We start from the raw sequence: 18,058 nt of genomic DNA, 5'->3' as shown, positions 1-18,058 counted from the left end.
GTTACCGAGGCTAAGGCCGCTATCTGCCTCGCGCAGGAGGGCGGCATTGGCATAATTCACCGCAATATGGGTGTGCGCGAGCAGGTTCAAGAGGTGGAAAAAGTTAAGAAATCAGAGAGCGGGATGATCATCGATCCCATCGTGATCTCGCCGGATCAGAAGATAAAAGATGCGCTGAAACTGATGGCCAGCTACAGGATATCCGGCATTCCTGTCACCAAGGGCAAGAGACTCGTGGGCATCCTGACCAACAGGGACCTGAGGTTCGAGACGAACCTCGATCGGAGAGTTGACGAGGTCATGACCAAAGAACACTTGGTCACGGTTGAGGAAGGCATCGGCCTCGAGGAATCAAAGAAGATCCTGCATGCGCACAAAATTGAAAAGCTGCTCGTCGTTGACAAAGAGTTCAACCTCAGGGGCCTTATCACGATCAAAGACATAGAAAAAGTCAGGAAGTACCCACTGGCGGCAAAAGATGCGCGGGGTCGTCTGCGCGTCGGCGCAGCAGTGGGCGTGGGACCGGACAGGGAGGAGAGAATAGACCTGCTCCTGAAGGCCGGGTGTGATTGCATCGTGATCGACACGGCGCACGGTCACTCAAGAAACGTCGTCGAAGCGATCGAGGAGAGCAAACGCAACTTCAAAGATATCCAGCTCATTGCCGGTAACATCGCCACAGAAGAGGGCGCACAAGCCCTGGTAAGGGCCGGTTGTGACGCGATCAAGATTGGCGTGGGACCGGGCTCCATATGCACCACCCGAATTGTTGCAGGAGTGGGCGTACCCCAGATGACCGCCATATTTGCAGCCCATAAGGTGGCAAAGAAGCAGGGCATACCTGTGATCGCTGATGGAGGGATAAAATTCTCAGGCGACATCACAAAGGCCCTGGCAGGTGGTGCAGATGCGGTGATGATCGGAAATCTTTTCGCGGGGACTGATGAGGCACCGGGTGAAATGGTGATCTACCAGGGGCGGACCTACAAGGTTTACCGGGGTATGGGCTCTCTTGACGCCATGAGAGAGGGCAAGTCGAGAGACCGGTATGGCATATCCGATGACGAGCCTGAATCAAAGCTCGTTCCCGAAGGCATCGAAGGACGTGTGCCCTACAGAGGATCCCTCTTTTTTTCAGTGCAGCAATTGGTGGGTGGGGTCAAGGCAGGCATGGGATACCTCGGGTGCCGGACGCTCAAACAACTGAGGGAGAATGCCAGGTTTCTCCGCATAACCGCTTCAGGCCTGAGAGAAAGTCACGTCCACGACGTTATCATCACAAAGGAAGCTCCAAACTACCGCATCGAGTGACATGGATTATCACAAAGAACTAGTCTGTATTCTTGATTTCGGATCGCAATATACACAGTTGATCGCGCGAAAGGTGCGGGAACTGGGCGTCTACTGCGAGATATACCCCTACAACATCGATTTTGAAAAGATACGGGCGCTGAAACCCAAAGGGATCATACTGTCCGGCGGTCCGGCAAGCGTAACCGACGCCGACGCGCCTGTGTGTGACATTGATATTTTTTCTTTGGGCGTGCCAATGCTCGGTATCTGCTACGGCGTTCAGTTGATTGCGAAGCTGCACGAGGGAGAAGTCCAACGTTCTGAGAAAAGAGAGTACGGCCGTGCTCACCTTTTCTTCGACCGGAATGATCTCCTCTTTGACGGGCTGGCCGATGGGGAACAGATCTGGATGAGCCACGGGGACAGCATCGTAAAACTTCCTCACGGGTACATGGCCCTTGCTCATTCGGAGAATTCTCCATACGCCGCAATCAAAGACGAAGAGGGACGGATTTACGGTCTCCAGTTTCATCCCGAAGTCCATCACACGCCCAAAGGCAAGCTGATCCTCAAGAATTTCCTGTACAGGGTTTGCAAAGTCGAAGGTCTTTTTTCTGCTAAGTCGTTTATCAAGATGGTCACGAGCCAGGTCGCGGAGGAAGTGGGCGGCAAAAAGGTAATCTGCGCCCTGAGTGGTGGCGTCGATTCATCAGTTGTGGCAACCCTTATACACAGGGCGATCGGGCAACAGCTTACCTGCGTGTTTGTCGATAACGGCGTGTTGCGGAAGAATGAGGCAGCCGAGGTACTCGAGATCTTCAAGGACAGGCTACACCTGAACATAAGACACGTCGATGCCAGGGACGCATTCTTGAACGCACTGGCCGGTGTAAAAGATCCGGAAAAGAAAAGGAAGATCATCGGTAGACTCTTCATCAAGATCTTCGAAGAGGAAGCGGGACGCATTCCCGATGCATCCTATCTTGCGCAGGGAACACTCTACCCTGATGTGATAGAAAGCGTCTCCTTCAAGGGACCATCGGCCACAATCAAAAGCCATCACAATGTCGGCGGACTGCCGAAGAGGATGACGCTGAAATTGATCGAACCCCTAAGGGAGCTTTTCAAGGATGAAGTACGCGTGGTGGGAAAAGCCCTGGGCATGCCCGACAACATCGTGCACAGACAGCCCTTCCCGGGACCGGGCCTGGCGATCAGGATTATCGGGGAGGTCACTCCTGAAAGAGTCAGGATGCTGCAGGAGGCCGATCACATTATCAGGGAAGAGATCGAGCGCAAAAAAAGCTTCAGACACATATGGCAATCTTTTGCTATACTGATACCGATCAAGACAGTCGGTGTCATGGGTGACGAGCGAACCTACGCCCACGTCATAGCCTTGCGAATAGTGGAGAGTGAAGACGGCATGACAGCAGATTGGGCGCGGGTGCCCTATGAAGTGCTTGATGTGATATCGAGGCGCGTCATCAACGAAGTGCCCGGGGTCAACCGGGTTGTGCTCGACATCTCATCAAAACCCCCGAGCACCATTGAATGGGAGTAAAATGGAGGGGGCAACGCGAGCCCCAACGATAGCATGAAGGAATTCGTCCACCTCCACGTCCACACCCAGTACAGCCTTCTCGACGGCGCCATACGTTTCGAGCCCCTTTTCAAAACAGCAAAATCGTACGGTATGCCTGCCTGCGCTATCACCGATCACGGGAACATGTTCGGGGCGATCGATTTCTATACGTCTGCCCGGGATGCGGGCTTGAAGCCGATTATCGGCTGCGAAGTTTACATTGCCCCGAAGTCCAGGCTGGATAAGAAAACAGCGCGGGGAGAGGATAACGCGTACCACCTGATCCTTCTCGCCCTCGACGTAACGGGTTACAGAAACCTTGTCAAAATGGTAAGCCACGCCCACCTGGAAGGCTTCTACTATGTACCCAGAATAGACCAAGAACTTCTCGTCGCACATAATGAGGGACTTCTTTGCCTCACTGCCTGCATTAAAGGGCGGATACCGCAGATGATCCTGCGTGACGACCAGAAAGCTTTGGCCTCCGCTGTCGATGATTACCTGTCCATCTTCGGCGATCGTCTCTATTTCGAAGTCCAGGACAATGGCATACCGGAACAGAAAAAGGTGAACGAGGGGCTCATCGAACTTTCGAAGAAGTATAATGTACCACTCGTCGCTACGAACGATTGCCACTATCTGAAAAGGGAGGAGGCAAAGGCTCACGAACTGCTTCTCTGCATCCAGACGGGCAAGACGCTCAGTGACAAAGACAGGCTCAGCTTTTCCAGCGATCACTTCTATTTCAAATCGGGCGATGAAATGGATCGCTCTTTTTCTCAGTATCCCGAGGTGCTCACGAATACCCTGCGCATAGCTGAAATGTGCAACGTGAAGATGGAGTCGGGGACCTACCACTTTCCGGAATTCAAACTGCCGTCGAACGAGAGCCTCGCTGAGCACTTTGAGAACCTCTGCCGTCAGGGATTTGAGAAGAAGATCAGTTATATTGCAACCACCTACCCTGCTTTCACGGAAGATCTGGCGACCAGGTATCAGGAAAGGCTCAATTACGAACTGAAAGTAATCAAGGAAACCGGCTTTGCAGGCTACTTCCTCATAGTGTCTGATTTTATAGGTTTTGCAAAGTCGCAGGACATCCCTGTTGGCCCCGGGAGGGGCTCAGCCGCCGGAAGTCTTGTCGCGTACTGTCTCGGCATTACCAATATTGATCCGATCAAATACGACCTTATATTCGAAAGGTTTCTCAACCCGGAACGGATCAGCATGCCCGATATCGATGTGGATTTCTGCATTGAGGGAAGGGAACGTGTCATCCAGTATGTGACCGAGCGCTACGGGAAGGAAAACGTTGCGCAGATCATCACCTTTGGTACCATGAAGTCACGAGCTGCCGTCAGGGATGTGGGGAGGGCTCTGGGCTTTCCCTACGCTGACGTCGACCGTATCGCCAAGCTTATCCCTGCAGCTCTGGACATGAGCATAGAACAGGCGCTCCATGACGAGCCGCGTCTGAAAGAGATGTGCGAGAAAGATCCGTCAGTCGCGGAGCTGATCGACAACGCAATGGTCCTGGAAGGATTAGCGCGCCATGCGTCCACGCATGCTGCCGGTATCGTGATTTCGAATAAACCCCTTGTGGAACATCTACCACTCCACCGCGGGACCAAGGGTGAGACGGTTACCCAGTATCCGATGAAGTCCATAGAAAAGATAGGACTCATCAAGTTCGATCTCCTGGGACTGAAAACCCTCACCATCATAGATAATGTTATCAAAACGCTGAAGTCGCAAGGAATCTCCCTGGACATAGCCAACTTACCGCTGGATGATCCAGGAACGTACGAGCTTCTTTCGTCGGGTAATACATCAGGTATATTCCAGCTTGAAAGCAGGGGTATGCGCGATCTGCTTATCAAACTCAAACCCTCCAAGTTTGAGGATATCATAGCCCTCATCGCGCTCTATCGGCCGGGGCCCTTGACCAGCGGCATGATGGAGCAGTTTATAAAGAGAAAGAATAACCCTGCCCTCATCAAGTACGAAACAGAACTCCTGGAAGAGGTCCTGAAGGATACGTACGGCGTTATTGTCTATCAGGAACAGATCATGAAGATAGCTTCACGTCTTGCGGGTTTCTCGCAGAGCGAGGCAGATGCTTTGCGCAAGGCTATCAGCAAGAAAGTGCCTGAGCAGCTCGAGAGCTACCGTGAGCAGTTCGTCCATGGCTCTGCAGGAAACGGCGTGAAACCGGATATTGCCGCGCGGATATACGACGTAATTCTTCAGTTCGGCCAGTATGGTTTTAATAAATCACACAGCGCTGCCTATGCACTGGTAGCCTACCAGACAGCGTATCTGAAGACCCATCACTACCTTCCTTTCATGGCTGCGATACTTACCAATGAGGTAAACGATACGGACAGCCTGATACGCTATGTTGCAGAGTGCAGGGAGAGCGGCGCAACAATACTGCCTCCCGATGTGAATGAAAGCGATAAAGCGTTTACGATAGTTGATAACAAGATCCGCTTCGGTCTTTCCGGTGTCAAGAATGTTGGCGATGCAGCGCTCGACAGCATTCTCCACGTCAGGCGGGAGTCCGGCCCCTTCACCTCTTTGCTCCATTTCTGCAGCCTTGTTGATTCGCGGAAAGTAAACAAGAAGGTGGTTGAAAGCCTCATCAAGGCAGGCTCATTTGACAGCATGGGCCTCAATCGCGCTCACCTTTACGCCATGGTTCGCGACAGATGGGACAAGCTGCAAAAGAAGAACGGGAGTAATCTCCTCCAGATGGATATGTTTGGCTCCTCAGCCAGTGCGCTGGAGCCGGATGAACCCATGTCTACGGGAGAAGAGCTCCCTCATGAGGAGATACTTCGCGGCGAAAAGGAAGCTCTCGGTTTTTATTTCAGCCAGCACCCTCTGGCTACCCTCTCCGCGGAAATCAGTCGCATTACACCCTACGACACTGCCAGCATAAAAGAGAGCGATCTCCTGGATGACGTGACGATCGTGGGTATCGTCAACGGCTACAGGGAGATCACTACAAAAAGGGGCGACCGGATGGCCTCTATTATGCTGGAGGACACAAAAGGTATCGTGGAAGCTATCGTCTTCCCGGACCTTCTTTCCAAACATATCCTCCTGCTCAAAGGCGACGAGCCCTTGGTGATCTCAGGATCGGTCGAAAGGCTCGAGGATGGTACCACCAAGATACGCGCAAAGCAGATCGCGCCCCTCAAGGATAATCTCGCCGAGATGCGCAAAACAGTTAAAGTGGTAATTAATTGCCAGGTATTCAAGAAGCAGGAACTGAAGAAACTGAAGGATGTCCTCCATAGTATCAGGGGGGATTCCAAAGTGGTGCTGGAATTCTATTTGGGCTCGGAAAGCAAGCCGCTCTCCCTTGCAGAGATGAGGATCGATGCATCGAAACTCGACATAGTGACCAAGCAGTTTAGCCAGGGAGTCGCTGTAGAGGTGCTCGGATGAGGCATTATCTCGACTTTGAGAAGCAGCTTGAACCATTGGAACGAAGGATCGAAGAAATAAAGAAGTTTCACGATGTCTTTGACCCGCACTATGCAAGAGAGCTAGCCTCCCTCGAGAAAAGGTTACCTAAGATCGAGCGGGAGATTTACAGCAATATGACAAACTGGCAGCGCTCCCAGCTCTCACGCCACCTGAGCAGGCCACACACGCTGGACTATATCCACCATCTTTGCACTGACTTTGTCGAGTTGCATGGTGACAGGAAATTCAAAGACGACCCTGCCATAGTGGGAGGGCCTGCGCGCTTCAGTGACACCAATGTCTTCGTCATCGGCCACCAAAAGGGGAAAGATGTCAGAGGTATGGCTGAGCGCAATTTCGGCATGGCAAATCCTGAAGGCTACCGCAAAGCCATGCGACTGATGCAGCTCGCGGACAGATGGCAAAAGCCTCTTATTACCTTCATAGATACTCCCGGTGCATTTCCAGGCGTCGGCGCCGAGGAGAGAGGCCAGGCAGAAACCATAGCCTCGTCTATCTATTTGATGTTCACCCTGTCGATACCGGTTATCGTCGTTGTCATCGGCGAAGGCGGAAGCGGCGGAGCACTGGCAATCGCCGTGGGGGACCGGATCCTGATGCTTGAGAATGCTACGTATTCTGTGATTTCTCCTGAAGGGTGCGCAGCAATTCTGTGGAGAGACGGCTCAAAAGGGGCTCTCGCGGCTGACGCGCTCAAGCCTACGGCGCAGGAGCTGCTCAAGCTGAAAGTAATCGATGCGATCGTGAGAGAGCCGTTCGGTGGAGCTCACCGCTCGTGGGATGAGACGTTTGCCAGCACGAGAGCACTTCTTGACAAGTATTTGAAAGAACTGGCCGACATACCTCGTGAGACCCTGCGGCAGCAGCGATACGAAAAATTTAGAAATATGGGTGTGTTCGAGGAGAAGTAGTACTTTCCCCTCTCTGTTTTTGTGCTTACCTGTTCTGCGTCTTCTCTTTATCTATCTTTTCCATCTTCACTTTTGCAATCCTGCGTCTGTGGATGCCGACAACAGTGAAACGATATCCGTCATGGTAGACGATCTCCCCTCCCCTGGCTATGCCCTGGAGTTGGGAGAGCACAAAGCCGCCAAGCGTCTCGTAATCGGCCGACTCCGGGAGTTCCAGGCCGAGATCATTGTTTAGATCCCTTATGTTGTACGAGGCGTCGATGAGCGTAGCCCCATCGGGAAGATTCACGATGCGCACGTCAGTGTCTGTCTCGTCCATGATCTCCCCGAAAATCTCCTCCATGATGTCCTCAAGGGAGACTATGCCCACGGTGGTTCCGTACTCATCAACCACCACCGCTAAATGAACCCTTCTTCTCTGCATATCCTTGAGCAGCGCGCTCACCTTCATCGTGTCGGGAACGAAGTAAGGTTTTCTCAGCACCTTGTTGAGGTCAAAGGGTGTGTTTGACCATATAAACTTTGCCATATCTTTGTGGTAGACAATCCCCTGGATGTTATCCAGTTGGTCCTTGTAAGCGGGATATCGTGAAAACTCGTTATCGACAACATACTTTAGAATCTCCTCCTTGCTCTGGTCCATGTCGATTGCGTAGATGTTAGGCCTCGGCACCATGATCTCTTTCACTGACCTGTCCACAAAGTTGAAGACTCCATGTATCAGCTCTTCTTCTGTTCTGCCGAATACCCCCTTTGTCCTCCCCTCTTCGAGCAGGAGTTTGATTTCATCTTCGGTCACAGGTTCATCCAGTTGCCTGAGATGAAGAAGTCGCATTATGACTGAAGAGGAAACATTGAGCAAGCGGACCGGAAGAAAAAGTACTCTCGAGAGGAAGTCGAACATCGGCGCGATGGTGATGGCCACCTTCTCGCGGTAGTTGATGCCTATATGCTTGGGAACAAGTTCACCGAGAACGAGAAGCAGGTACGTGAGACAGAGAACCACAATGATAAGAGAAACGGACTCTGAAAACCTGCCGACATAAGGGAGCTCTTTGATCACCGGATTGAGGAAATGGATAGAGACTACACCTGCAAGAGCAGATGCGAGCGTACCAAAGACAGTAATGCCGATCTGCACGGTCGGGAGAAATTTCTCCGGATTCTCGCGCATCTGCAGAAGAACTTCCGCCCTTTTGTCTTTCTCCTCCTTGATCATATCCTTGATCTTGCTCTTGCGCGAGGATACGATGCCGAACTCTCCGGCTGAAAAGATGCCGTTCAGGAGCACCAGGGCGATGATCACGATGATGGAGAGGCTGAGACTGTCCATAGAGGATGGGGACGAAGCCCCACTACTTGCGAATCCTGGTCACTTGGACCCGGGCGACCTCTTGGAGTGTTCCTTCACCTGATGCATAAAGGCTTCCAAGCGGGTCGTGATGTTGGTTAACCCCTGTCCGTCGTAGGCAACGTTGAGAACAGGGACGCCGTACTTGTTCTGTATGAGTTTCATGAGCGCGTTGGAAATAGTCCCCGGCATGCAGGTAAACGGCATGGCATTGATGATGCCGGAAGCTCCTTTATGTATGAAATCGATGCTCTTTCCAACACTGAGAATGGCTTCTCCTTCGAAGCTCTCATCTATGTAAGGACTCGCGTCGTGAATGACCTGCCGGATCGAGGGTTCATGCCCGTAGCGCAGATACTCCGAGAAGATCTCCTCCATGCGGTGTTCATCCTTCCGCTGGATATGTTCGGTGAGTACCATGGTGACCAGGTCGGAAAAACTTCTCTTTTGAGCGCTCCTTTTTCTGCCCATGTAATTCACGTAATTTATCCATTCGGTGATTGGTGCAAGCCAGGCCTCTCCGCCGAACTCCTCCACCTTTTTGATCAGGTTGTCGTTGCTGAAGCGGTTTGACCTGATGTAAATTTCTCCCACGATACCGACAATCGGTTTTTTTTCGTTCGTGGTGGGAATCGCAAGAAAGCGCTTCACCGCATGTTCGAGAACTCCAAAGACACCATTATTCTTGCTTCCGATCGCCTCCGATACCGCTTGCAGCATCTCATTATATACCTGCTGCGTCTCGCCTGAATTTTTCTCATACGGTCGGACGCTGTGCAGCATTTTCTGGAGCATATCGGTTGAAACAATTGCCCTCCAACCCAGCCGGGAGAACTTGCCGCCGACTATATTAAGCTCCTTGTAGAGCTTCTCGTCCTGGTTGGGCGCGTAAATGGGGACGTTCTCGAATCCCTGTTCGTCGAGCACCAACCTGTGGAGTCGATGGTACTGGCCAAAGCGGCAAGGGCCTCTGCCGGACGGCATGAAAAAGGCGCTCCCTGCCGGATCAAACCCCTTCTTCTTCGCAGTTTTCAACATATCACCCGTAGTCAGAATGCAGGGATAGCACTCTTTTCCGATGGTGAGTTTGCGTCCGATCTGTACTGTCTCGTCGTCAGATTCCTCCATGACCTCTGCCTCGGCTCCGCACGCACGGAAAGCGCTGACAAATGGGATAGAATGATCCGACATGTACGGCACGTAGATCTTGCGAACCTTCTTGCCGACATAAAAGACCGGTGCCGATTTTTCCTTCACTGCCATATCCTGCCTGGCGTTCTTGATGCTGTCGAAGAAAGCTTCCAGACGCGTTATGGCACCTGCGTCACCGCTGTGTTCATCGATCTCCAGTTGCAGAAAAGGCTTGCCCTCCATTATCTTCTTGAAGAAATGCGTGATAAAAGAGTCGGGGCCGCATCCGAAGTTTGTGATGTAGATAGCAAAAAGGTTGGGATGTGACCGGACGATCTTTGCAGCCCTGAGAATCTTTTGTCCGTATGCCCAGTACATCTCCCTGAGATCTTCGTCTTCGGGGACATCCGCCAGAGGCAGCATGTCCAGAGGTATTGCAGGAACTCCCAGATCGAGGAGTTTCTTGTGGACGTTGAGGTTTGCCCCCGGGTCCATGGCATTATACGGCCTTCCTATGACAACCATCACTTTCTCGTCGGATTTGATCCGGGAGAGGAACTCAGTGCCTGCATTCAGGCATTCACCGTAGAAGAGTTCCTGGACCGAATTGGCGATGGTGAACGCCCGCTCTACCTCTTTTTTTGATCTCCCGAGGGATTTCCCGAACGAGACCAGGTTCTTGAGCATGATCTCCCTGCCCTGGCCGAAGCGCACGATGGGCGACTCCAGCTTCACGCCCAGGTCTTCAAAGTCGATCGAGCCTTTGACCGTGTATGGAAGCGACTGAGCGTAGGGGCAGGCGAAGTTTACTTCCACCCCGCCGGACGGCTTTTTCATATCGATAACGCTTGGTATAAAGATTCTCTTGACGCCCTTGCCCACAAGGTTGAGGATATGGCCGTGCGCCAGCTTGATGGGGAAACATGACTCGACAATGATATTCTCGACGCCTTCCTTCACCACCTTCTTGTTTGTAGCGTCAGAGAGCACAACTGAAAAACCCAGCTCACTCAAAAAGGATTTCCAGAAAGGAAGGAGTTCATGCATGTTGAGTATTCTGGGAATGCCTATGGGCTCGCCTCGGCCCTGGACTGTCGGTGTGTACTCTTTATAGAGACCCTCTTCCCTCACCTTGAACAGGTCTGCGACAGCCTTCTTCTGTACCTTTCTCACCACATCATATTTTTCACACCTGCTGCCATAATAGAGAGGCGTCTCTCCCTCACACGTCACCTTTCTGATTTCGCAGAGGTTTTCGCACCCCTTGCATTCGAAGGTGTCAACTTCGTACTGACGCTTGCTCAGGTCAAAACCTTTAAACGCGCTCTTCTCCCATGTCCTTTCCTTCATTGCCAGAATTGCGACGCCTATAGCCCCTGTAACATCGTGATGGGATGGTACAGTGATCGGCTTCCCGACAATTCTTTCAAATGCGGCTACAACGCCTTTGTTGAATGCGGTTCCGCCTTGGAAGAAGATCCTGTTGCCGACTCTGCGGTCGCCTACCACCTTATTCAGGTAATTGAGCACTATGGAGTAGCAAAGGCCTCCCGCTATATCTTCGATGTCTGCACCGGCCTGCTGGTGGTGAATCACGTCTGATTCGATAAAGACGGTACAACGCTCACCCATCTTGATCGGCGTGGAGGATTTAAGGGCCAAGTTCGCAAACTCTTCCTTGATGGAGACACCGAGCCGTTCCGCCTGTTCCTCAAGGAATGAGCCTGTGCCGGCTGCGCACGCCTTGTTCATTTCGAAATCGGTGATGACCCCGTCATCGATGCTGATGTATTTGGAATCCTGTCCACCGATCTCAAATATGGTGTCAACCTCGGGGTCGATGGAAATAGCGGCTTCAGCCTGGGCCGTGATCTCATTCCTGACAATGTCGGCTCCTATGAAGTCAGCTGTGAGGTAGCGTCCCGACCCGGTCGTTCCAACCCCCACGACCTCCACGTAGTCACCAATCTCCTCACCTATCTCTGCGAGCCCGCGCTTCACAGCCTCCAGCGGCCGCCCTCCGGTCATGAGGTATCTTTTCGCAAGCACATTCTTCTGCTCATCGAGAGCTACGAGGTTTGTACTGATCGAGCCCACATCCACACCGAAATAAATTTTCACCTTTTCCGTAGGTCTCTTCATGTCGTAAGTAATGTTCAGGTTTTTCTCCGAAAGCGCGAGCGGTTCGTAGGCATCCGCCTGTTCCTCTTGTGCCAGATACCTGTCAACCTGTTCAATGCCCTGATACTCCCTTCTTATCCGTGGCTCGTCGAGCGCAGCGTAAATCGAGCCGAGAGCTCCCATGGAGGTAAATCGTTCAGGTACAATGAACTGGCTCTCTTCGAGGGCAAAGACGTCTCGCATTGCCTTGCGCATACCAGGGTTAGCCGCGACCCCTCCGACGAAGGCAAGCGGTTTTGCTATCTCTTTTCCCTTTGCTATGTTGCTCTTGAAATTCCGCGCCAGAGCGTAACAGAGGCCCGCCACCAGCTCGTAATCGGGCGTTGCTATCTGCTGCAGGTGAATCATGTCCGATTTGGCGAATACCGTGCACCTTCCCGCAAGGCGCGGGGTATTCTTGGACTTGAGAGCTACCTCGCCGAACTCTTCGATGGTGAAGCCAAGGCGCGATGCCTGCTGGTCGAGAAACGACCCGGTGCCTGCAGCGCAGAGGGTATTCATCGAAAAATCTTTGATTTTGAATGTCCCGTGTTCCGTATCTCTTTCAAAAAGGATGAGCTTCGAATCCTCACCACCCAGGTCGATGACGCTTCGGACCTGCGGATAGAGCCTCTGGAAGGCTTTGGTCAGGGCAATGATCTCATTCGTGAATGCGGCGCCTACAAGTTCGGCGAAGGTCTTAGCCCCGACGCCTGTAGTAGCCACGAATTCAACCTTATCTCCATGCTTGTTGGTAAGTTCCTCAAGGACTTCTCTCGCGGCCTTAATCGGCCTACCCTTGTGACGGATGTACCTCTCTTCTACAACGCGCTCTTGCTCATCGACCACCACCACGTCTACGCTTACCGAACCAATGTCAAGACCAACCCTGAACATCCAATCCCCCCGCGGAGCACATTGATTTTGAGCCGTTCTTGTGATAAATATGTAAGCAATAAGATATTCACTCAGCGCGTAAAAGTCAATTATGCGAAGGGCAGAGATACTGGTCAGCGGTCTCGTCCAGGGCGTTAATTTTCGTTACTACACCAAGAGAAAGGCGGACGAATTAGGTCTCACGGGCAGTGTAAGGAATCTTATCGATGGCCGTGTGGCGATAGTCTGCGAAGGTAACGAAGAGGCGGTTGACAAACTAATCGAATGGTGTAAGCGCGGCCCCCAGGGCGCACGCGTAGGGCACCTTGACCGTTCCTGGAAGGAATACACCGGTGAGTTCAAAGACTTCCGCATTTTGTATTGATCCATCTCCCGTGCGTGTGTTCGACGCATGAACATTCAAACAGGCTTCATGTTGCCGGTCATTCTCTATCTTGTTGCCACGATCTTTTATCTTCTCCATCTCACCCGCAAAAAAGAGATGATCGAGAGGATAGGCTCGTATGTACTGGCATCTGCCTGTCTTCTCCATCTTGCAGCCACGCTCCAACGGTACATCAAAGCAGGCTATACTCCGATCACAAACCTGCATGAATCGCTTTCTTTTTTTGCCCTCTGTACTGCCTGTTTTTTTCTCTACCTGAGAAGGACTTACAGGATCCCCGGCCTCGGGAGCATCGTGCTTCCGGTCGTGTCGGTCATCGTCATCTGGGCCTTCGCTCTTCCCTCGCCTGTCAAGCCGCTCGCCCCTGTTCTGCAAAGCTACTGGCTGCCGATTCACACAGGCTTCGCATTCATCGGCGACGCTATTTTTCTCGTGGGGTGTCTCGTTTCGATAATCTATCTGCTCGCGGAGAGAGACATCAAGAAGAAACGGCTTCACTCCATCTTCGGAAGTTTCCCTTCGCTCGAGACGCTGGACCGCATAAACTACAGATGCATGTCCTATGGCTTTCCTTTTCTGACCATAGGCATTATTACAGGCTCAATCTGGGCTCAGTCCGCATGGGGTTCCTTCTGGAGCTGGGATCCGAAAGAAACCTGGTCGCTCATCACGTGGATCGTGTATGCCATCATGATTCACAACAGGTTCACCATGGGATGGCGCGGCAGAAAGACTGCGTACCTTATGATCCTCGGTTTTGTGTCGGTGATCGTGACGTTCCTCGGTGTGAACCTATTCATTGGAGGGCTCCATTCCTACATCTGAAACCAATGACACCTGCTTCGCCGTCATCGGCGTGAGCCACAGCACGGCCCCGCTGGACGTAAGAGAGAAGCTGCATGTCGCCGAGGATGCTCTTCCCGCGCTCCTTCAAAGCTTGAAACAAGCCGGCGTGCAGGAAGCCGTGGTGCTTTCAACGTGCAACAGAACCGAGATTTACGCAGGGGCTCCCTCGCTCGAGGAAGCGGTACGCGCGGTAAATCAGACACTGGAGAATAGTCTCGGCGTCACTAAAGAGTGGCTCCACCAGTATGCGTACACCTTGAGCCTGGATGATGCATACCGCCATCTCTTTCTTGTCGCATCAGGACTCGATTCGATGGTTGTGGGCGAACCGCAGATTCTGGGACAGGTAAAAGACGCCTACAAGATAGCCGCCTCAAGTAAAGCAACGGGTCAGCTGTTCGAGAAAGTTTTTAACCGTGCCTTTCAAACCGCAAAGAGAGTCAGGACAGAAACGAGGATAGGCTACAACCCTGTTTCCATAAGCAGCATGGCCGTGGAGCTCGCACGAAAGATTTTCGGCGAAATCGGCGAGAAGAAAATCCTGGTAATCGGAGCAGGAGAAATGTGCGAGATCGCTCTCAAACAGTTCAAGAAAGAGGGCGTACAAGATGTCTATATCACCAATAGAACATTTCAGAAGGCACAGCTCCTTGCGGACGAAATTATCGGCACGCCGTTACCTTTCGAGGAGATTCCCGAGCTGCTTCTCAAGGTCGATATGGTCCTTTCCTCCACAGGCGCGGAAATGCCGATCATAGGCAAAGATCTCGTGCTCGCGGTTATGAAGAAGCGAAAACACAAGCCCCTCTTCTTCATCGACATTGCGGTTCCCCGTGACGTGGAGCCGGAAATAAATAATGTCGAAAACGTATACCTCTACGATATCGACGACCTGAAGAGCCTCTCGCAGGACCATCTGGAAAACCGGATGCAGGAGGCGGAGCGCGCCCACGCCATCGTCGATGAGGAAGTATCCAAATTTGAATCGTGGCTGAAACGGCTTGAGTTGAGCCCGGTGATCACCCAGGTTCTGGATAAACTCGAGAAGGTACGGGCTAATGAAGTAAAGAGGGCGACACAGCGCCTGAAATCAGCGGACGAGGAAACCATCAAGCAACTGGAGTCTCTCTCGAAAGCCATCGTAAACAAAATAGCTCACCCGCACATCATGATGATAAAGAAAAACGGGAGCCCTGTGGTGCTCGACGTTATGAAAAACCTGTTCCAGTCTGAGGAGGAAGATGAAGAAGAGATGGACCCTGGGGACAAGAGGGAGTAAACTCGCGCTCAGGCAGACCGAGATCGTGATCGGCAGGCTTGCAGCGCTCTACCCTGACTATCAGTTCTCAGAAAAAATCATAAAGACTACAGGTGATACTGTCTGGGACAAGCCCCTTCATCTGATTGGCGGCAAGGGCCTCTTCGTCAAGGAAATCGAGGAGGCGCTTCTTGCAGGCACTATAGATATGGCTGTCCACAGTGTGAAAGATATGCCCGTGGAACTTCCCGAACGGCTCATTCTTGGCGCAGTACTGGAACGGGAGAATCCAAGGGACGCGTTCATATCGCAGAAGTACGAGCGGTTTACGGACGTACAAGCAGGAGGAAGGATCGGGACCGGCAGTTTACGACGCAGAGCACAGATTCTCCATCACAACAAGAATATCGCAGTGGTCCCCATCAGGGGCAACGTGGACACAAGGCTGCGCAAGCTGCGGGAGCAGGACCTGGATGCCATTATTCTTGCATGCGCGGGCGTCAAACGTATGGGTTTCGGCGATTCTATCAGGGAGGTTCTTCCCTTCGATATGATGGTGCCGCCTTCAGGCCAGGGAGCGATAGGTATCGAAACGAGAAACGAACCTGAATTGCTGGAACTGCTCCGCCCGCTCAACCATGAGAAGACAATGTTTGAAGTGTCTGTGGAGAGAAAGCTCCAGGCGCTGATTGGAGGCGGATGCAGCGTGCCGCTTGGTATCAATGCATCGCTCGCCAATGGGAGATTGATTATCCACTCAGCCTTCGGAACCGAGGAAGGCGAACTTCTTGTCAAGCAAAGGGTTGAAGGACGAACCGATGAGGCTGACGAGCTTGTAGCCAGGAGCTTGAAGCCTATAAAGGCCGCGCAAGAAAAGCTAACGCTAAAATAGACCGTTAGTAAAAATGTTACGGGGCTGCCAGTTCCGAGTTGAGCTTCAGCACCTTTTCGCAATTCTGAAACAATTGCAAGATTGCTACTAAGGTTGAATTTGCCCAGTGGCTTGCAGGTTCGGCATTACCAAATGTAATCTTTTACAGCCCGCCGCCCCAGCGGTACTGCCACACAACCCCGACCAGGCTATAATTGCTTCCCGCGCTGCTGTGTATGCTGTCGCTCACGTAAACCTTGACCGAGTTGTTCCGGTTCACGGGCAACGCCAGTGTGGCGCCTATTCGCGAATTGTTCTCCAGATCACTGTTCCGCACGCCGTCTGTTGTCGAGCGCCCGCCGTAATCGTATGTCCCGCTCAAGGCAACCCAAACGCCACGGCCAAGCTGGTACTCGACGTGCGCCTGCGTGGACCAGAGGGGGTCTTCCTTAAGCGTCTTGCCGCCGAAGAAGTCATCATTATTGCTGTAGAAATAGACGCCTGTAGAAAGCTCCAGCGTCAGCGCTCCCCACGCCTTGGAGATGCCGATATCGGGCTTGACGAACCAGCGGTTATTGCCGAGGTTCACCAGCTTGTCCTTATCATACTGTCCGAGCGGTGCGGACACCTGGACGCTCGCCCCGATGATCACATTCTGCCGGTAGTTGGCAAATTCCTGCACTGAAAGCGCGGGGGCGCCGTAGAAATTGACCGAGAAACGGAAGCGAGGGTCGTTTAACCCGGAAACTTTACGTTCCCGGGGCTGACCCGCGACCGTCGCGGTTCCCGATAGTTCGGAATACGGCACTATGACATCGATCTTCCCTGAGTTGCCCCACACGTCCAAGGACCGTGCGTACGCCAGGACCTCGGTGTGCATGGTGAGCCGGGCACCCTTGATCGGCGACGAACCCGGGGTCGACAGGCCGCCGTCGGTATAGGCGTAGCCCGCCAGCAGGAAATTGACGCCGACCGGAGTATTGACATAAGCTCTCGGCTCGATCTCGCCGGCATGTGTTTGCACTGCCACGGACAAGAGAACCATCACGGCCGGCAGCGCGCCCGAACGCTTGATCACATACCGAAAAGCTCGCAGGATGGGTCGAGCGATGGCAACCCGCAAAAAGCACCAATTCTCTCTAGGCCGATTCAAACTCAACATTACAAATCCCCTCCTGCCTGACCACATACTTACACAGGTTTAGAGGTAGCATCAATGTATAGTGTGAATTACCGAGAGGAAGCCGCATGGTTACGTGAGGAGCAAACCGTTACCTCCCGTTCTCTGGAACGGGCGAACCTCATAGCCGCTTTCGCCCACGGATGCTCACAAGCGTTACTGGCTTCCGCGCGAGCAGACAGTGCTGCTCACTTGATAAGGGGTATCTTGGTCGCGAGGTCGTAGTTTATCGCTGCAGCGATCTTGTTCTCGAGCTGGTAGTAGCGCGCGACTTTTACCTCACTCAATGCGCCGCGAAACAGATGCAAGTATGTTGTCTTCAGCCTCTGGTGGTCCGCGCCGATGGCCAGAAGTCTGGTAGTCAGCCTTTTCGCCACTTCATTCGACATGGACTGGTGGTTACTGGCGTAATCCCCGATCAGCACCAGGGAGTGGTCGTAAATTTTTGTCAGCTCTTTCTGATACTTTTCGTAGATTGGCCAGAAGGCTTTTGCTTCCGGTTCCGTGAGCTGCATGGCCTCTGCTACAAACAGCTTCTTGTCTGCCTTCACTTTCTCGCTAACGAGCTGCATGTCGTCCGCGGGTTTATCCTGGGCCAGTGCCGGCAAGCCGGATGCGCACAAGATCACTGCCACTACTGTGATGATGAATATTCTTCCGTGTGCTGTTTTCATGGAGTCCCTCCCTTGTAC

At 52.6% G+C, this 18,058-nt stretch carries 12 protein-coding genes; 8 read left to right on the top strand and 4 right to left on the bottom strand.

Translation table 11 applies throughout. The features are described 5' to 3' along the window. From guaB to VMT71_14565, 4 genes are all read left to right on the top strand, one after another. A partial coding sequence (gene guaB / locus VMT71_14580; protein HVN25197.1) for an IMP dehydrogenase occupies window positions 1-1,311 on the top strand: 1,311 nt, incomplete at its 5' end. Between the two features lies 1 nt (window position 1,312). Beyond that, a complete protein-coding gene (gene guaA, locus VMT71_14575; protein HVN25196.1) occupies window positions 1,313-2,857 on the top strand; it encodes a glutamine-hydrolyzing GMP synthase in 1,545 nt (514 codons plus the stop codon). Window positions 2,858-2,890: 33 nt separating this feature from the next. Continuing rightward, window positions 2,891-6,334 (top strand): DNA polymerase III subunit alpha, encoded by a 3,444-nt coding sequence (locus VMT71_14570; GenBank protein HVN25195.1) that lies wholly within the window; start codon window positions 2,891-2,893, stop codon window positions 6,332-6,334. Continuing rightward, window positions 6,331-7,287, top strand: coding sequence for an acetyl-CoA carboxylase carboxyltransferase subunit alpha (locus VMT71_14565; GenBank protein HVN25194.1), 957 nt, complete (start codon window positions 6,331-6,333; stop codon window positions 7,285-7,287). Before VMT71_14570 ends, VMT71_14565 begins: the two co-directional genes overlap by 4 nt. A gap of 25 nt (window positions 7,288-7,312) precedes the next feature. On the opposite strand, the gene VMT71_14560 is transcribed toward VMT71_14565, so the two are convergent. Together VMT71_14560 and VMT71_14555 are read right to left on the bottom strand one after the other, a co-directional pair. After that, window positions 7,313-8,620, bottom strand: a complete 1,308-nt coding sequence (locus VMT71_14560; protein ID HVN25193.1) for a hemolysin family protein — start codon at window positions 8,618-8,620, stop codon at window positions 7,313-7,315. Between the two features lie 39 nt (window positions 8,621-8,659). Further along, window positions 8,660-12,826 (bottom strand): acyl-CoA dehydratase activase, encoded by a 4,167-nt coding sequence (locus VMT71_14555; protein ID HVN25192.1) that lies wholly within the window; start codon window positions 12,824-12,826, stop codon window positions 8,660-8,662. A 91-nt stretch (window positions 12,827-12,917) separates the two neighbouring features. Here VMT71_14555 and VMT71_14550 point away from each other — a divergent pair, with 91 nt between their 5' ends. From VMT71_14550 to hemC, 4 genes are read left to right on the top strand one after another with little or no spacing between them, the layout of a single operon-like run. Next, window positions 12,918-13,190 (top strand): acylphosphatase, encoded by a 273-nt coding sequence (locus VMT71_14550; protein HVN25191.1) that lies wholly within the window; start codon window positions 12,918-12,920, stop codon window positions 13,188-13,190. 27 nt (window positions 13,191-13,217) lie between these two features. Next, the gene (gene ccsB / locus VMT71_14545; protein HVN25190.1) at window positions 13,218-14,036 is read left to right on the top strand and encodes a c-type cytochrome biogenesis protein CcsB; all 819 of its coding nucleotides are present in this window, start codon (window positions 13,218-13,220) and stop codon (window positions 14,034-14,036) included. Further along, complete coding sequence (gene hemA / locus VMT71_14540; GenBank protein HVN25189.1) at window positions 14,011-15,336, top strand: glutamyl-tRNA reductase; 1,326 nt, start codon at window positions 14,011-14,013, stop codon at window positions 15,334-15,336. The genes ccsB and hemA overlap by 26 nt, the downstream gene beginning before the upstream one ends. Continuing rightward, a complete protein-coding gene (gene hemC, locus VMT71_14535) occupies window positions 15,299-16,207 on the top strand; it encodes a hydroxymethylbilane synthase (protein HVN25188.1) in 909 nt (302 codons plus the stop codon). The genes hemA and hemC overlap by 38 nt, the downstream gene beginning before the upstream one ends. 142 nt (window positions 16,208-16,349) lie before the next feature. Here the strand turns inward: hemC and VMT71_14530 are convergent, their stop codons facing one another. Together VMT71_14530 and VMT71_14525 are read right to left on the bottom strand one after the other, a co-directional pair. Then, window positions 16,350-17,339: a transporter gene (locus VMT71_14530; GenBank protein ID HVN25187.1), complete on the bottom strand. Its 990-nt coding sequence runs from the start codon at window positions 17,337-17,339 to the stop codon at window positions 16,350-16,352. A 215-nt stretch (window positions 17,340-17,554) separates the two neighbouring features. Further along, window positions 17,555-18,040 carry a hypothetical protein gene (locus VMT71_14525; GenBank protein ID HVN25186.1) on the bottom strand — a complete coding sequence of 162 codons (486 nt, stop codon included), beginning with the start codon at window positions 18,038-18,040 and terminating at the stop codon, window positions 17,555-17,557. Window positions 18,041-18,058: the final 18 nt, after the last annotated feature.

The sequence above is a fragment of the Syntrophorhabdales bacterium genome (assembly GCA_035541455.1).
Taxonomy (GTDB): Bacteria; Desulfobacterota; Syntrophorhabdia; order Syntrophorhabdales; family WCHB1-27; genus JADGQN01.
The sequence above is the reverse complement of the archived record's forward strand: the minus strand, read 5'-3'. Positions and strand labels throughout refer to the sequence as shown.

Excerpts from the sequence above, each read along its gene's own strand:
- VMT71_14555 (HVN25192.1), bottom strand. The coding sequence starts at position 12,826 with ATGTTCAGGGTTGGTCTTGACATTGGTTCGGTAAGCGTAGACGTGGTG.
- hemC (HVN25188.1), top strand. The coding sequence starts at position 15,299 with ATGAAGAAGAGATGGACCCTGGGGACAAGAGGGAGTAAACTCGCGCTC.
- VMT71_14565 (HVN25194.1), top strand. The coding sequence starts at position 6,331 with ATGAGGCATTATCTCGACTTTGAGAAGCAGCTTGAACCATTGGAACGA.
- guaA (HVN25196.1), top strand. The coding sequence starts at position 1,313 with ATGGATTATCACAAAGAACTAGTCTGTATTCTTGATTTCGGATCGCAA.
- VMT71_14525 (HVN25186.1), bottom strand. The coding sequence starts at position 18,040 with ATGAAAACAGCACACGGAAGAATATTCATCATCACAGTAGTGGCAGTG.
- ccsB (HVN25190.1), top strand. The coding sequence starts at position 13,218 with ATGAACATTCAAACAGGCTTCATGTTGCCGGTCATTCTCTATCTTGTT.
- VMT71_14550 (HVN25191.1), top strand. The coding sequence starts at position 12,918 with ATGCGAAGGGCAGAGATACTGGTCAGCGGTCTCGTCCAGGGCGTTAAT.
- VMT71_14570 (HVN25195.1), top strand. The coding sequence starts at position 2,891 with ATGAAGGAATTCGTCCACCTCCACGTCCACACCCAGTACAGCCTTCTC.
- VMT71_14560 (HVN25193.1), bottom strand. The coding sequence starts at position 8,620 with ATGGACAGTCTCAGCCTCTCCATCATCGTGATCATCGCCCTGGTGCTC.